Origin of the sequence: Mycoplasma aquilae ATCC BAA-1896, from assembly GCF_048074525.1 — a bacterium.
GTDB classification, from domain to species: domain Bacteria; phylum Bacillota_I; class Bacilli_A; order Mycoplasmatales; family Metamycoplasmataceae; genus Mycoplasmopsis; species Mycoplasmopsis aquilae.
On the sequence record NZ_CP182208.1, the window covers coordinates 736035 to 753172 of the forward strand.

The following is a 17138-nucleotide window of genomic DNA, read 5'->3' on the forward strand; positions in this document are numbered from 1 at the left end:
ATACAATTAAAATAATAAACAATACTCAGGAGGGACATAAAAATGGGTAAAAAAATAGCTATTAAAATTAAGGATTTTGACAAGCTTGAAATTGAATTATTGCAAGAGGCTTCTGTTGGGGATTTTATCTCGCTTTTAGACTTAGATAGTGACAAAATCTCAACTTTATTTGAAAAATATAAGGAGCAAAGTACAACTTTTGTTACTAAAATTAAGGAACAAGTTATTCAAGACTATGAAAAAGACTTGCCAAATCAACTTCAAGTTAGAAAGCTACTAGATAAGGTACAAACTGAATTTAATCAAAAATTACAAGAAGAAATCAAGCAAACTCAAGAGATAAAAGAACAATTAGCAGCTAAGAGTCAAGAATATGAAATTGCTAAAGCAAAATTAGACCAATATCATCAAACTATGCATGTTGAAATTGAAAATGCTCAAAATAAAGCTAAAGAACAATTAGTTCAAGATATGGAAGCTTTAAAGGAAAAAATTAATGACTTAAATAATCAAATTTCCAAGGCTAATTATGAAAAAGAAAATGAAATTAATGGATATAAAGCTCAAATTAATAGCCTTAATAAAAATCATGATCTAATAGTTCAAAATAAAGTTTTAGAACAAAAAGAAAATATCAAAAAAGACTTTGAGCAAATGTTTGAAGCTAAAAAGAATGAATTATTATTAGCTGGAAAACAAGAACAAAAAGCTATTGATGAAGCTATTTTAAATGAAAAAGTTAACTACTTAACACAGCAAATTTCTAATTTACAATCTGAAATTGCTCACACTAAGGAAGAAAATAATAAGCTAACTCAAGCAAAATACATGCGTTCAACCAAAGAATTAGGTGAAGATTTTGAAAAATCTATTTTTGATTCATTAAATGAAAACTTTGGCTTTGATAGCAGCATTAGATTTTCTAAAACAACTATCTCTAAGACTAAAGAAGGAAAAAATACTACTGTTAAAGACGAAGGAACTAAGCCTGATTTCTTAATCGAATTCTTAAATCAAGACCCAGGTAGAGATAATGAAGTCATTGGTAAAATTATTATTGAAGCTAAAGATCAAGCTAGTGAAGAAGGAAAGCAAAAAAATGCTAACTTCTACAAGAAGCTAGAAAATGATCGTAATAATTATAAAGCTGATATCGCCTTCCTTGTAACTACCCTTGAGCCAAATGAAAGCTATTTAGTTAAAAATGTAAATGGCTATAAGAATATTGTTCAAATGCGCTTTGAAGCCTTACCACAAATGGTTCGTATTTGACAGCGTCTAGCCTTAGAAAAAAGTAAATTAAATCGTTTAGATATTAATCTTGAATCTAAAGCTAAATTACTGCAAAAATTTGATGAGTTTAGACATGAATTAATGACTTATAATGTGCGTTTAGTTGATGAAACAATTGCAAAAATGATCAAACAAACTGATGACTTAATTAGTATTGCAAATAATTTACGTAATTCAATTGATAATGAACTTAAAGGAAGATTTGAACGTTTAATGAGTAAATTTAATAAATTCAGTCTTCAAAAAGAATATGAAAAACTGGATATTCAAGACTCTGAAGATGATGCACTTCAAATTCCCCATACAATGAAAGAAATTCCGAATATTCAAGATGCTGACATTGTAGAAGAAGAATAATACTAGCAGCAAGCTCCCAAAGTAATCTTGGGAGTTTTTATATTAAAAAAACTAGTAGTTTCCTACTAATCTTCTTTCTTGTATTCCTGCGTTTCCCACTTGGGCCAAATATAGTCGCTTTTTAGGTGGCTATATTTTTGAAAAAAATATAAATATTATGCTACTATGCTACTAAATGTGGTATAATATATTCATGAAAAAGAAGAACCTACATGAAATAAATTGAATAATTTCAAGATCTAAAAGACAAAAAGGAACTTATATATCTGTTGGATATCAAAGCACAAACAAAACAGGATATGCTGTAAGATTCGGGATAGGATATGAAGAAGATTTTGATAAATACCAAGAAAATTCAGTCGAAAAAATAAAACAAATTATAAAAACTCTTCCTCTCTCAATGACAAAAGAAGAGGTTATTAATGAAATTAATAAAAGATCAAAAATAAAAGCCCTAAAATAAATGAGACATATGAAAAATTTGTTGGATCTCGACTTAATTTCTCGATTAATTGATTACTTTGATATTTTCAAGGATTGTAAAACTACAAAATCAGTAAGTTTAAATGATGTTGTAAAGCAACAAATATATCAAAGAATTAAAAATCCACTTAAGTGTTTATGCTACATACAAAAATGCAACTAAAGAAAAACAAGATTTTTATTCTAAAAATTCGTTTTATAGATCACTAGAATATATTGCTGATAACAAAAATCAAATACTTAAGCAATATAAATGAAACCATGAAAAATGAGTACAAAAGAGATGTAAGTATAGTTTGATTTGACTCAACAACAGCTTATTTTGAAACATTTAGTCGAGATGGTTATAAGAAACCAGGTTATTCAAAAGATGGAAAATTTAAAGAAGACCAAATCGTTATTGGACTCGCCACTGATAGTAATGGTATACCAGTGCACTACAAAGTTTTCCCCGGAAATACAGCTGATTCATCCACTTTTATTCCTTTTATACTTGAACTGCAAAAAATATACAACATAACCACAGTTACTGTTATTGCTGATAAAGGAATGTCTGTAAATAAAAATATAAGATTTTTAGAAGATAAAAACTAAATTACATTATTTCATACAGAATGAAAAAAGGTTCAAAAGAATTCAAAGAATATGTTCTTAGTGAAAAGGATTACATTAATGAAAATGGACTCTTATATAAGAGCAGAGAGATAATATCTCTATACCGTAATGGAAGAAAAAATGGTCACACTAGAAAACAAATAATCACTTTTAGTGAAAAAAGAGCAAAAAAGACTATGAAGATAGAAAAATTCTTATTGATAACTTCAATAAGAAAGCTAAAAATGGAAAAGTGTCATATGAAGATATGGTTGGAGGAAAGAAATATCGTTTCTTTAAACCAACAGATAAGTCAGGTTTTTATGAATTAGACTATGATAAAGTCCTAGAAGATGAAAAATTCGATGGATTTTATGTTTACGAAACTAATAGAGTTGATCTTAAAGAAACTGAAATCGTTGAGCTATATGCAAAACAATGACAGGCTGAAGAAAACTTTAGAACATTAAAAGGCGCATTATCATTAAGACCAATGTATCTTTCTACATGAAAAAATATACAAGGATATATTTGTTTATGTTTTCTTTCTTTAGTAATGTTAAAATTCCTTACCTATAAAATTAATGATTTTTTAGGTCTTGCTAAGAAGGATAAAATGACTACATCTAGAATCATTACTATGATTAATGATGTTAAACAAGTTGAACACTATTTTGACAAAAAACTTATAAATACAATCGAAATTAAAAACCCAGCCTTACAACAAAGCTGGGAAGACTACCAATTAATATTAAATATTTTTAATCATTTAAATATTAAATAAAGTTTCAAGCCAACTACAGCATTCACTGTGGCTGGTTTATTTTATTATGCTACTGCTGGGAAACGTAGGAGAAGAATAATACTAGCAGCAAGCTCCCAAAGTAATCTTGGGAGTTTTTATATTAAAAAAACTAGTAGTTTCCTACTAATCTTCTTTCTTGTATTTATTAACCTTAACACGTTTAATTTTTGGAATATTAAGCACCATTGTAAATTCACCTTTAATGCTATCTAAGGCAGCAAATTCTTGGTATAGTTGTGCTCCTGAACCAAAGAATCATTGTTCATACATTTTAGTTAATTCTTTAGCTAAACATACTCTTTCTTTACCTTGAAATACTGTATCAATATCTTGCAATGTAGCAAGTAATTTATGAGGAGAGACATAGAAAATATAAGTCCCAATTTCTAGGGTTGAAAGCTGATTGATCCGTTGTTGGCTCTTATCTTTAATAAAGCCTAAGAAAGTGAATTCATTTGAGAAGTTAGACCCAACAAAGGCAGTTATAGCTGCATTCACTCCAGGTATAATTTCAACCTCAATTCCAGCTTCTTTAGCTTGTGCAATTACTTCAAAACCAGGATCAGAAACCACAGGCATTCCAGCGTCTGATACTAGTGCAATGTCATTTCCATTTCTAATTAATTCTAATAATCCTTTTGATGAACTTTTTTCAGTGAAGTTATTATAAGTCAATAACTTCTTATTTTTGATTTCATATTTTTCAAGTAACTTATGGGTTACTCTTGTGTCTTCACAAGCAATGTATTCTACTTCATTTAGAATCCGCAAAGCTCTTAGTGTGATATCTTCTAAGTTACCAATAGGTGTTCCTACTATGTATAATTTAGCCATAATACTCCATTAATTTGTTTAGCATAATTTGCTTTTGCAATTCAAAAATTGCTTGTCTTTTGATTTTATTAATAAACTGATCTATATCTAGAACAAAGTTTAATACGTTATTACAATGATTATATCAAGTATTGCGTAAAGCACTTAATTCTTGAGTTAATTGGTTTTCCATAGGTAAAAAGCGCATTTTTCCCAGTAACATTGCTTTTAACGTAAGCAATATAAATTTACTCATTAATAAGTTGTCCTTATTTAGAATGTTATCTAAATAAATAAAGAGTTGTTCTGGTTGCTGAAATGATTGTTCAATAGCATTTATTAGCATTCTAATTTCAATGTCGGCTGCCTCAAAGAACTCTTCATTTTCACTTAAACTAGGATCTTTAAATAAGTAAGCCAGCAATAGAGCTACAGGCTTTTGAGCCAGAACGTTAGGTCAACTAGCTAGGATTTCTTGATAACTAGGACTTTCTACTCTAAGCACTTGAGCACGAGAAATAATTGTATCTAGTAGCGCATTAATATTATTTGTAGTTAACACAATTATTAAGTCTTCACTAGGTTCCTCAATTGATTTTAAAATTGAATTTAGCCCATTAATTGAAGTATTTTCAATATTCTTAATTACTAGAATTGAATATTTGTATAAACGCTTAGTTGTGTTGCTAAATGAAAGTGCATAAAAAGCACTATCAAATTCATCCTTTTTGATACTTTCCTGACTACCATCTAGTAGTAAAACATTTGGAGTTAAGTATTCTAAGCTACTTACTTCCTCAGTATTATTAATTGCATTAATAAACTTAACTAAATCAGCATCAAAACAATAGTTTTCTTCACCCTGTAATAAAAATAAATGACTTAACTTCCCATTTAAAGCTAAATCATTTATATTTTCAAATATTTTATTTTGTAGCATGCTTTTCTAAATAAGCAATGAATTTAGGGTGTTGGTGAAGTTGATTAATTATATCTTGAAGAACTTCTTCTTCTGTCTGAGTTGCATCAATCACCATGAAACGTTGGGGATCTTCATGAATTAATGCTTGGTATCCTTTGTAAACTAAATTATGAAACTCCAATTTTTCTTGTTCCATTCTATCTTCAACTAATCTAGTACTTTCTCTTCTTTGTTTAGATTCCTCTGGTGTAAGGTCTAAAAATACTGTAATATCTGGCATCGTGTGGTTAATAACAATGTTAGTAATGGCTTTAACAAACTCAATTCCAAGTTCTCTTGCGTATCCTTGGTAAGCATAAAAACTATCTACATATCTATCACAAACAACTATTTGACCTTGTTCTAAAGCTGGTCAAATAACTTTTTCTAAGTGAATTCTACGACTAGTTGTATATAGTAGTGCTTCTGCTACTGGTGAAAGTTCAGAAGACTTATCTAAAATAATTTCTCTGATTTTTTCAGCTTCTCTAATGCCTCTTCCACCAGGTTCTCTGGTTCAAATGACACCAATTTCAGGATGCATTTCAGCTAATTTAACTACTAATTTTTGTGTGATGGTTGTTTTTCCTGATCCATCAAGTCCTTCAAAAGATATAAACATATCAACTCCTTTATTTTTGTCTATTATTAAGGGCAAATTTAATCGTAATTTCATCCATATAATCTAAGGAGGCACCAAGTGGCAGCCCAATAGCTAATTTAGAGACATTTAATTTTTCTTTACCTAATTCAATTTTTAATATTTGATTAGTTATTTCACCCTTTAGCGTAGGCGAAATTGCTAAAATGATTTCATCAAAGGAGCTTGCATATTTAACAAACTCCTTAATTTCCTTTTGATACTTTATAATATCTTTTTCTTTTTCAATTAAAAAGGGCAAGATATAGTATTTTCCATGATAAAACCCTGCATCTTCAATCTTTTGCATAGCTTGTAAGTTCTCAATTACCAGTAAAGAATTATCTCGACTAGGATCGTGACAAATTGTACAGCTATCTTGCTGCATCAGGCTACTGCAAATTGGGCAGAATTTGGTTTCAATCTTAATATCTTGGATTAATTTACTTAATTCAAAAACATCATTTTGTTCTGATTCTAGAATCCAATACACAATTTTTTCAGCTTGTTTTTTACTGATGCCTGGAATTTTTTTAGCCTTAGCGATAAAGGTATTTATATCATCAGTGTAAAACATAGCTACCTAGAAAGGCATTCCTGGCATTGCTGGAGCTAGTTTTTCAGTTTCTTCTTTAATTAAGTCAATTCCTTCATTGAAAGCTACAACAAGTAAGTCTTGTAATAATTCTTTGTCTTCAGGATCAACTAATAATTCATCTAATTCAAGAGAAACGATTGAATAATCACCTTTCATTACTAGTTTGATTCCTTGTTTTTCAATTACAAATTCTTTTTCTTCAAGCTCTTTTTGCTTTGCTTCAAGTTCTTTTTGCATTGTTTTAATTCTTCTTAAAAAATCTGGTGACATGTTCATAAGATACTCCTAATTTTTATCTAAATAAGTTAGCACGATTGATAAATCAATCATCATTGTTTTCTGCCACTGTTTCTTCTAGAAACTCTGGTTCAACAATTGGGGGTAAGTCATCTTTATTATGACTACTAATATATTCTTTAATTTCTTGCACACGGGCATGAGAAATTGGGTAAATATATTTATAAGGTTCCCCAAAAAGGTATGTTACAAAGTTTTGCAACCATTGACTATCACCTTTTTGAGCAATTTTGTCTAATACTGCTTGGTCATTTGAAGTAACCACAATAAAGCGATCTGATCCAAACATAATTTTAAGTTGCTTAAATAGTGCAGCTTGTTGTTTAAATTCTGGTTTTGAAAGTAATATTGAATCTACATTTGCAAGTGCATTTCTAAAAATAGCTGTAAAGTTATATTCAGCATTTTGTTGAATTCATCTTGCATCATTAACATATTCCTCAATACTACGTTTTTGTAAGAATTCCTCATATGGAATTTTCTTAGCAATTGGTGTTTCTTTATTATATTCTAAACTGGTAAAATCTTGAATTTTGTTTATGTCTATCTCTCTTGTAGAAATAAGATTTTCTTTCTCTCCAGTATTAGCTGGATCATTGATTAGCTCAGAATCGACATCTTTAATGTCTCCTTCATGCTCATTATTGTTAAGCAAGAATTCTTGAGTTTGATTCAACATTTCGCTCACCATCGCTTGAGTTTTATTATTTTCCTCAACCACATTTGAAAATGATAAGTCCATTTGATTGTAGTTATTATCATCCTCTTTAATTAATTTATTAGCTAGGAAAGAATCTTGCATAGAAGCATTTAAAAAGTCATGTACTTTTTGATCAACTACTGTTTGAATTTGATCACTTTCATTACTTTGAATTAAATTATCATCTAAATTAGTAGCTACTAAATCAATATCAATGCTTGGAGCAATATCAAATTTAAAGTTTTCTGAGACTAAATTTAGGACACTTTCAGTTGTATGGTGTTGAATATTAAGCTCATGTTGTGGAGTTTTTACTTCTGGTGTTGATTCATTTTCTTCAGGTGTTAAATTAATAAAGACTTCTGCTTCAGCCTCAAGTGCGTCATGTTGCACATCTGAACTAGGCGCAGAATTAATTGAAGTGGCCTCAGGAGATAATTTAGTTTCTTGCACTGGGATTTGAATATTATTAACTTCGGTAGTTACTGTTTCAAATTCTTGTAAGGCTTTCAGTAAGCCAAGTTCAATAATCTCAAATGGAAAAGGACTTCTTTGCACTTTGATAAACATATCATAGAAAGTATCAGCTAGTATAAAGCAATTATGAATTGATGTTGAAGCTTGATTTAATTCTGCTGTTGTATAAATAGCTAGTAAATCACTTGCTTGAGTTTTTAAGTACAGTAGTTTTTCTTTATTCAAGTTTAAAAGGGAAAGCACTAATTGGCTTGGATCAATTCCTTTTTGTTCAAGTTCGTTTAACTTACGAATTAATTCATAAGCACTAGCATTTAAAATTAGGTTCATTAAGCCAATAGTTTCACTAGTAGATAAAATACCAAAGTTAGCATATAGACTGCTAGCTGTGATATTTCCTCCATTAAAGGAAGCAGCTTGGTCAGCAATAGAAAGAGCATCCCGCATTCCTCCGCTAGATAAGCGAGCAATAATGCGAAGTGCTTCAGCTTCATATTTAATATTTTCTAAATCCAGTACATGAGCTAAATGTTGCATAATGTCTTTATCGCTCATCCGATTAAAGTTAAAAGCTTGCACTCTTGAACGAATAGTTAAAGGCACTTTTTGCACATCAGTTGTGGCTAGAATGAAAATTGAATGCATTGGTGGCTCTTCAAGTGTTTTTAAAAGTGCATTAAAGGCACTTTTAGTAAGCATATGAACTTCATCAATAATGTAAATTTTGTATTTGCTATTAATTGGTGCTTGTTCAATCTTTTCTTTAAGATCTCTAATTTCATCTACTCCATTATTTGAAGCAGCATCCATTTCAATGATATCTAAACTGTCATTAAAATGTGCAAGGCAATTTTGACAAGAAATTGCACCATTATTATGTGAACAGTTTAAGACATTGGCAAAAATTTTAGCTACAGATGTTTTTCCAGTTCCTTTTGGACCACAGAATAAATAAGCATGTCCAACTTTACCTGAAAGAATAATATTTTGCAGTGTTTTAACAATGTGCTCTTGGCCTACAACTTGCTCGAAAGTATTAGGTCTATATTTTCTATATAACGTCTTGTAACTCATTTTGCTCCTTACTATGTTTTAATATTATAAACAATTAAAGAAATTGCTAATATAAATAAATAAAATTTATTCTAGAATTTCCTTTTGTTCCTAAAACATAGGCATAAAAGTTAATTTCCACATTTTGTGAAACGCAAATAAAAAAAGTCCAATGGACTTATTATTTAGCTTCAGCTTCAGCAGCTTTTCTAGCAGCTTTCTTTTCTTCTTTAGCTAATTTTTTTGCACGAGCTTCAGCACGTAATTTGTTTTTTAATCTAACTACTTTACGCATGTTAATCCTTTTCATTTAATTATTAATAATTATGAATTTATTTTACTATAAAAGTTGAATTTTTAAAAACATTTTTAGTACTTATTGCTCAACTAAAATAGTAATAAAAATAATATTCTTATCAAATTGTAACAAATAATTTATATTTTGCTAATTTCGCTTGGATTCTAACTAGCAAAACATTTTTTCTAATAAAGCTTGTTTAATGTTATTTAACTTTTCAAGCTTAAGTTCTTGAGAGCGGATAAGAGAATCTAGACTTGAGAAGAAGGCACCTATTTTTTGTTGTTCTACAATACTTGTTGTTTTAATAAATTGATTTGAAAGATCTTTTTTTACTAAAGCTGCCATCATAGTTGCGGATTTAGTTGAATCTCTCAACACATTTCTCATAATGTTTTCATTATTAATATAGTATTTTCAGAAGTACAAGTCATACTCCTTCATTACTGGCTTAAAGACTTCGAAGACATGAGAAACAATACCTGACCCAATTGTATTGACTACAAATCTTCCATATCTATAGTTAGCTGATTTATGTCCTTCATATGCAATATCCCCTAGATGGAAGATATTGTAGCTTTTAAGATATTCTGTATTGCTTATTTTTTGTTCATTCTTAAAGTACATATTAGCAACAGATATTATGTTCTTTTCTGTATATCTAATATTTATATTTTTTTCGTTGTTGCAATTATATAAGTCACTAAACTTTTTTAATTTTCAAGGCTCATCAAAGCCTTTAAATCTTATTTCTGGGAATTTTTGATTTTCTGAAGCAAACATTTTGTTTAGCAATGATTGTTTTACTTCATTAAGTTTTTTAAGTTTTAATTCTTGAGATTGAATAAGGATAAGTAAATTATTAAAGAAGTCTGAAATAGTTGATTGCTCATTTAAGGCTGTAAATTTTCACTTTGTATTTTTTAATCCAGAAGCATACATGTGTGATATTGTTGTACCTGATATTATTGGAAATAATTTATATTTTTGAGCATTTATTTGGTAGCTGACAAATTGTGAATCAACATTATCTTTAATGGGTCTAGCGCAAATAATATCTGCACCTAATTTTATCCCATTTAACATTATTGCATTCGCTTGGGCAGTCCCGAGCGGAACAGTACTTGAGCCTGGGAAAAGTAAGTCATTCTCTTTTGATATTAATGAAGTTTTTTCATTAGATGATAGATGTACTGCATTAATTACAGGACCATAGATAGTGTACAAGTGGCCATATGCAATAGCTTTCTTAGCATTTGAATAATAAAAAGAATCCTGCGATAAATTTGAACCTTTTAAAAAAGAATATAATGAGCCCAACTCATATTCTACTCACTTTCCCTCAAACCCTTTAAATCTTATTTCTGGCACTAATTTTTCTTTTTGCATAAATCCTTTCATCTCAAGTATTCTTGACTTTAAAATAATTTTATCATAGCTATACAATTAGTTACTGAAATGGATAAATTTTGTACCTACATCAGTATAAGTTTGTTTTAAAAAGAGCTTTATTTCATGTAAACAAATGCAGGCTTATTTTGTTCATTAATAAGGTTATTTATGAATCTTTTGAAGAAAAGGCAAAATATTTATTACACATTTTGCCATTATGCTACTGCTGGGAAAGGGCGCTTTTTTGTCTATATAACATAAATTAAAACTTGATTTTTTTGCAACTTTTTTTCTGCAAATTTGTTGGTTTATGCTATTTTTTGTCAATTTTTTGATAAAAACAAGCATTTTAAGAGTTGTTTACAATAAAAGTACCGAAAAAACATGCAAAAATTGTATTGATTTAAAATTTCATAGTAATTAAGAAACATTATACTACTGCCGGGAAATGCCTACATAGAATTTTTCTATGTAATTTTAAGTGTGCAAAAAACAAAAGTCTCTATATTTTAGGAATAAAAGAATTTTACCTATATTTAACTTAGAAGGTAATTATAATTTAACATTATGCTACTGCTGGGAAAGGGCGTTTTTTGTCTATATAACATAAATTAAAACTTGAATTTTTTGCAACTTTTTTTCCAAGAATTTACTGGTTTATGCTATTTTTTGTCAATTTTTAGGCAAAAATAAGTGTTTTGAAGGTGATTTTTGCCAAAAATAGCAAAAAAACATGCAAAAATTATTTGAATTTGAAGTTTGATAGCAGTTATAAAACATTATGCTACTGCTGGGAAAGGTAAAACTTATTATTATTTCTATTCTTTTCTTTTGAAAATAATCGCTTTCGAAGTTTTATGATTATAAAAAACAAATAGCCCTATAATATAGAACCATTCGTATTTTGAAGCGCGAAATTACTTGTATAAAATTGTGGGTACTAACTGGCATATTTAATAATTTAAAAACATAAAAACGCCTATTAAATCATTGAATGAAAAAATTCATCAGCTATAGTACGCATTCTGTTCTATTTGCCTTTATTTTATTTGTTATTATATAACATAAATTAAAACTTGAATTTTTTGCAACTTTTTTCCCAAGAATTTACTGGTTTAGTACATTTTTTGTCGATTTTTAGGCAAAAATAAGTGTTTTGAAGGTAATTTTTGCCAAAAGTAGCAAAAAAACATGCAAAAATTATTTGAATTTGAAGTTTGATATTAATAAAGAAAAATTATGCTACTGCTGGGAAAAGGTGTTTTTGTAAAGAAATTTTATCCTGCTAACATTTGAAAATCGGAAAACATATAAAAATACCAAAATAAGTTATTTTAGGCATTATTGATAATTTTACTTATAGATAATATTTAGTTTCGAAGTTTGGTTGCTATAAAAAGTAAATAGCCCTATAATATAGAACCATTCGTATTTTGAAGTGATAAATTACGATACTGTCAATAATTTTGTGTAAATTCTGAAAAGATAAGTAACTTGTATAACTTTTATTTAAAAATTATACAAGAATATTAAATATTCTTAAATCCCATATGCCTGCGACTAGAATTTTTCGCATTATATGAATCTATAATCGTTATTAATATTTTCTCTGCTGAATTAACAGTAGAGAATTGTTTTTTACCTTTTAATTGCTTTTTGATATATGAGTTGAATGCTTCAATTAAATTTGTTGTATAAAGGGATTTTCTGATTTCATATGGAAATGCGTAAAATGAAAATAAATCATCTCCTATAGATAGTAGATTTCTAACAATTGATGGGTAGATATTTTTTCATTTATTTAGAAATTCATTGAACTTCTTAATAGCCATATCTTCATCGGTTTGATTATAAATTAATTTAATATCCTGGGTTATTTCTGTGATATGCGCTCTTTTAACTTTTGAATGTATATTACGTTGTATGTGTACTCAACATCTTTGATAATATGCTTCTGGAAAATGTCTGTGAATTACATCCTTAATCCCTGCTAGTCCATCAGTTATAAATATGTCTACTTTTTCAACACCGCGATTTTTAATATCTTCTAAAATATCTCCATAATTATTTGCACTTTCATTTGGATAAATCTCAAATGCGAGTATTTCTTTATAACCTTCAGCGCTTATTCCTAGGGCTATATGTACAGCTTCTTTCTGATATGAACCATCTCTTTTAACACTCAAATGTGTTGCATCTAGAGTATATGACTTTGTACTCTTTTTTCAACCTTCTTTGTCTAAACTCTTCAATATTATGAATTAAGTTATTGGTGATATTTGTTATTGATTGTTTAGAAAATTCCTTTCCAAACATTTCGTTTACAATATCAATAATTTCGCTGTAATCTAAACCTTTTTTGAAAAGAATTTGAATCATTTCTGTTACTTGCTTTTGTGTTCTTTGATGTTTTTTAATAAGTTTATTTTCAAAGTCACCATTTCTATCGCGTGGTATTTGAATTTCAATTTCACCAATTTCTAATAGTAATTTTCTAGTGTAATAGCCATTTCTATAATTAGCATTGTCACTTCTTTCGTATTTTTCATATTGAAGAAATTCAGTTAGACCATCTTTTAATAATTCATTAATTATTTCTTGGATATCTGATTTATATTGATTCAGTAATAAAGACATAAGGTGATTGATATCGGTTGTTTCTTTATAAAATTTTTGCAATTGTTCTGAGTTTAATAGTTTAAAATTATTCATAGATAAGTTATTCCTTTCGACGTTATAAAAATTATAGGGTAACTTATCTTTTCTTTTGCCATTTTTAATAATTTATGAATTTACACAAAAATCTATATAGTATCTAAATTACTTGTACAAAATTATGAATGCTAACTCGCATATTTAATATTTAGAAGTCTAAAAAGCAACTTGTGAGCCATTTAGATCACCAATTCATTCACTATAGTAAACTCTTTCTTCTATTACCTTTATTTTATTTGTTATTACATAACATAAATTAAAACTTGAATTTTTTGCAACTTTTTTCCCAAGAATTTACTGGTTTAGTACATTTTTTGTCGATTTTGAGGCAAAAATAAGTGTTTTGAAGGTGATTTTTGCCAAAAGTAGCAAAAAAACACGCAAAAATTGTATGAACTTTTAATTTGATAGTAATTAATAAACATTATGCTACTGATGGGAAATGCCTACATAGAATTTTTCTATGTAATTTTAAGCGTGCAAAAAAACAAAAGTCTCTATATTTTAGGAATAAAAGAATTTTACCTATATTTAACTTGGAAAGGTAATTATAATTTAACATTATGCTACTGCTGGGAAAGGGTGCTTTTTTGTCTATATAACATAAATTAAAACTTGATTTTTTTGCAACTTTTTTTCTGCGAATTTATTGGTTTATGCTATTTTTTGTCAATTTTTTGATAAAAACAAGCATTTTTAGAGTAGTTTACGATAAAAGTAGCAAAAAAACATGCAAAAATTGTATTGATTTAAAATTTGATAGTAATTAAGAAACATTATGCCACTGCTGGGAAAGCTATTTAATCTGTGACTGTATAGTCAACTAATGCAAGATATTGTTAGATTCCATTATCATATTGCATGCTAATATGACATTTAAATAAAGTCAATCTTATCATCATTAACCATTACAAGCAATATTCACTTTAAGGTACATATAAAGTTTGAAATTACATATCATTACAAATAAAAACAATCTCTCAGGCCTTTTTATAACTATGTTAATAAAATAAATTATAATTAAATGGAAACTATTGAATTGAGGAAGAATATGAAAAAAGAAAAAGAAGTACTTGTAACAGAAAAAATCATTAATGAGACATTAGATCGTATCATGGCAGATCGTTTTGGAAGATATTCAAAATATGTTATTCAACAAAGAGCCTTACCAGATGTTAGAGATGGACTAAAACCTGTACAACGTCGTATTTTATATGCTATGTATGGACTTGGTTTATTTAGTGATAAACAATATAAGAAATCTGCCAGAGTTGTTGGGGATGTTATTGGTAAGTACCACCCACATGGGGACTCTTCAGTTTATGAAGCTATGGTTAATATGTCACAATGATGAAAAATGAATCTACCACTTCTAGATATGCATGGAAATGTTGGATCAATTGATAATGACCCAGCTGCTGCAATGCGTTATACCGAAGTTAGATTATCTAAAATTTCAGAATTTATTATTGGAGACATTAAAAAAGACACAGTAAAATTTGCACCTAACTTTGATGACTCCGAAGTTGAACCAACAGTGCTTCCTTCAATTTTCCCTAACTTACTTGTTAATGGATCAATGGGGATTGCTATTGGGATGGCAACTGATATGCCACCACACAACCTTGGGGAAATCATTGATGCAACTATTTATCGTATTTTAAATCCTCATGCCACTTTTTATGATGTAGTTAAATTTATTAAAGGACCTGATTTTCCAACCGGAGGAATTATTCGGGGAACAAAAGGTATTTTAGAGGCCTTTGATACCGGGAGAAACCAAAAGGATAAAATTAGACTTTTTGCTAAATATACAACTTATTCAAAAGATAAATACAAGTACATTGAAATTACTGAAATTCCCTATGGCGTAGTTAAATCCAAATTAGTTTATGATATTGATAATATAATTAACAATAAAGATATTGATGGTATTTTAGAAATTAAAGACCAATCAGATCGTGAAGGAATTAATATATTAATTACTTTAGATGCTAACGCTAGTGAAAATAGTATTCTAACTTACTTATTCCAAAAAACAGACTTACAAGTTACTTATTCATACAATAATACTTGCATTGTGCAAAATTCTCCTCGCACTTTAGGAATTGTGCAACTTATTGATAACTATATCCTACACGTTAAAGATATTAAAACCAAAACATTAATTTATGATTTAGAAAAATATAAATTACGTTTAGAACTTGTAGAAGGGTTTATTAAGGTGTCTGAAATTACTGATAAAGTAATTGAAGTTATCCGTAAAACCGAAGGCTCAAAAGCCGGCGTAATTGAAAACTTAATTAATGCTTTTGGATTTACTAAAAATCAAGCTACAGCAATTGCTGAATTAAGACTTTATAGATTAAGTAAAACAGATAAAGAAGCTTACTTAAATGAAAAAGCTGAATTAGTTGCTGAAATTCAACGTATTAATCTACTACTTAGCGATGAAAGTAAATTTAATGACTTTATTATAGATCAATTAAGTCAACTTAAATTGCTCTTTGCCAAACCTAGAAAAACTGAAATTGTTGAAGCAGAATTTGACTTCAGTTACAATGAAACAGACCTTGTTAAAGAAGAAATGATTAATATTGGTCTTTCACGCGGTGGATATATTAAACGTCTTTCACAAAGAGTAGTTGACTCAAATAACTTTGAAACTTACAACTTAAAAGATGATGATAATTTAATTTTCTTTGGAAAAGTAAATTCAATTAACAACTTATTAATATTTACGGCACTTGGAAATTACATGATTATTCCAGCATATAAGATCCAAGAGTCAAAATGAAAAGATTTAGGATTCCACTTATCTAATTTTGCTGACTTCTTGCTAGCTGATGAAGTTGTTTCAATCTTTGAAATCAATAATTGAGACTCTCTAATTTATATCGCGCTAGGAACTAAGAATGGATATTTCAAAAAGACCTTACTTCAAGACTTTTCAGTATCTAGAATCAATCGTTCTTACACAGCTATTGCTATGGAAAAAGGTGATAAATTAGTTAATGCAACTATTTGCAATGGCTCACGTGATATTGTAATTTTAACCGAAAATGGTTGTGTATCAAGATATAGTGAAACTGATTTAGCTCAATACGGACCTAAAGCTAAAGGAAATAAAGGGGTTTATTTATCTCTCAATGACAAAGTACAAGCCTTTAGTACCACAACAGCTGATGGTTTACTAGCACTAGCTTCTAACAATGGTCAAATTGTTAAAATTAAAGCCGATAAATTCCCTTATGTGCCTAAAAACATTAAAGGAAAACCTATTTTTAAAGATGCTAAAAAATTCTCAGTGGATTCGATAGCTGAAATTACTAGTGATGAAGCAACTTTAATTGCTAGAGATGTACTTGAACGTAGCTTTATTGATGAAGTTAAATCATATGCAGTCTCAACCGATAGCCCTAGAATTTACCACATTGATGTAGCTAACCCAGAAAAAGTAGCTTTCAATGTTAAATATTTTGATCAAGACTATAAAGCAGGAGAAATGATCTTTTCAAAAGAAAGGGTACAAACTGAAGCTAAAACTTTAGAGCAAGTTCGTATTCTAGAAGAATCAGCTACTGCAGCAATTAATGCCTTAATGGAAAAGATTAATAAGAATTTAGAAGAAGATAAAAAGAAGAATAAATAAGATTAGGCAG

11 protein-coding genes and 1 pseudogene are annotated in these 17138 nt (G+C 28.7%); 3 read left to right on the plus strand and 9 right to left on the minus strand.

Annotated elements, in window-relative coordinates:
* Nucleotides 1-42: 42 nt before the first annotated feature.
* Complete coding sequence (locus ACM0IS_RS03075; RefSeq protein ID WP_416756027.1) at nucleotides 43-1650, plus strand: DUF2130 domain-containing protein; 1608 nt, start codon at nucleotides 43-45, stop codon at nucleotides 1648-1650.
* 262 nt (nucleotides 1651-1912) lie between these two features.
* A pseudogene (locus ACM0IS_RS03080) lies at nucleotides 1913-3511 on the plus strand (IS1634 family transposase).
* Nucleotides 3512-3655: 144 nt separating this feature from the next.
* Here the strand turns inward: ACM0IS_RS03080 and rsmI are convergent.
* The 9 genes from rsmI to ACM0IS_RS03125 all read right to left on the minus strand — a co-directional run bounded on the left by rsmI (nucleotide 3656) and on the right by ACM0IS_RS03125 (nucleotide 13473).
* A complete protein-coding gene (rsmI, locus tag ACM0IS_RS03085; RefSeq protein WP_416756029.1) occupies nucleotides 3656-4366 on the minus strand; it encodes a 16S rRNA (cytidine(1402)-2'-O)-methyltransferase in 711 nt (236 codons plus the stop codon).
* The gene (locus ACM0IS_RS03090) at nucleotides 4359-5285 is read right to left on the minus strand and encodes a hypothetical protein (RefSeq protein ID WP_416756031.1); all 927 of its coding nucleotides are present in this window, start codon (nucleotides 5283-5285) and stop codon (nucleotides 4359-4361) included. Before ACM0IS_RS03090 ends, rsmI begins: the two co-directional genes overlap by 8 nt.
* Nucleotides 5272-5928 carry a dTMP kinase gene (tmk, locus tag ACM0IS_RS03095; RefSeq protein ID WP_416756032.1) on the minus strand — a complete coding sequence of 219 codons (657 nt, stop codon included), beginning with the start codon at nucleotides 5926-5928 and terminating at the stop codon, nucleotides 5272-5274. The genes ACM0IS_RS03090 and tmk overlap by 14 nt, the downstream gene beginning before the upstream one ends.
* Before the next feature lie 10 nt (nucleotides 5929-5938).
* Complete coding sequence (locus tag ACM0IS_RS03100; protein ID WP_416756034.1) at nucleotides 5939-6523, minus strand: recombination protein RecR; 585 nt, start codon at nucleotides 6521-6523, stop codon at nucleotides 5939-5941.
* A 6-nt stretch (nucleotides 6524-6529) separates the two neighbouring features.
* Nucleotides 6530-6814, minus strand: coding sequence for a YbaB/EbfC family nucleoid-associated protein (locus tag ACM0IS_RS03105; RefSeq protein WP_416756036.1), 285 nt, complete (start codon nucleotides 6812-6814; stop codon nucleotides 6530-6532).
* A gap of 22 nt (nucleotides 6815-6836) precedes the next feature.
* Nucleotides 6837-9092: a DNA polymerase III subunit gamma/tau gene (gene dnaX / locus ACM0IS_RS03110; RefSeq protein ID WP_416756037.1), complete on the minus strand. Its 2256-nt coding sequence runs from the start codon at nucleotides 9090-9092 to the stop codon at nucleotides 6837-6839.
* 445 nt (nucleotides 9093-9537) lie between these two features.
* Nucleotides 9538-10758 carry a restriction endonuclease subunit S gene (locus ACM0IS_RS03115; RefSeq protein ID WP_416756039.1) on the minus strand — a complete coding sequence of 407 codons (1221 nt, stop codon included), beginning with the start codon at nucleotides 10756-10758 and terminating at the stop codon, nucleotides 9538-9540.
* A 1532-nt stretch (nucleotides 10759-12290) separates the two neighbouring features.
* Nucleotides 12291-13013: an IS256 family transposase gene (locus tag ACM0IS_RS03120; protein ID WP_416756041.1), complete on the minus strand. Its 723-nt coding sequence runs from the start codon at nucleotides 13011-13013 to the stop codon at nucleotides 12291-12293.
* The gene (locus ACM0IS_RS03125; RefSeq protein WP_416756043.1) at nucleotides 12937-13473 is read right to left on the minus strand and encodes a transposase; all 537 of its coding nucleotides are present in this window, start codon (nucleotides 13471-13473) and stop codon (nucleotides 12937-12939) included. The genes ACM0IS_RS03120 and ACM0IS_RS03125 overlap by 77 nt, the downstream gene beginning before the upstream one ends.
* Nucleotides 13474-14527: 1054 nt before the next feature.
* Here ACM0IS_RS03125 and ACM0IS_RS03130 point away from each other — a divergent pair.
* Entirely contained in the window at nucleotides 14528-17128 is a 2601-nt protein-coding gene (locus ACM0IS_RS03130) for a DNA topoisomerase IV subunit A (RefSeq protein ID WP_416756045.1), read from the plus strand.
* Nucleotides 17129-17138 lie beyond the last annotated feature (10 nt).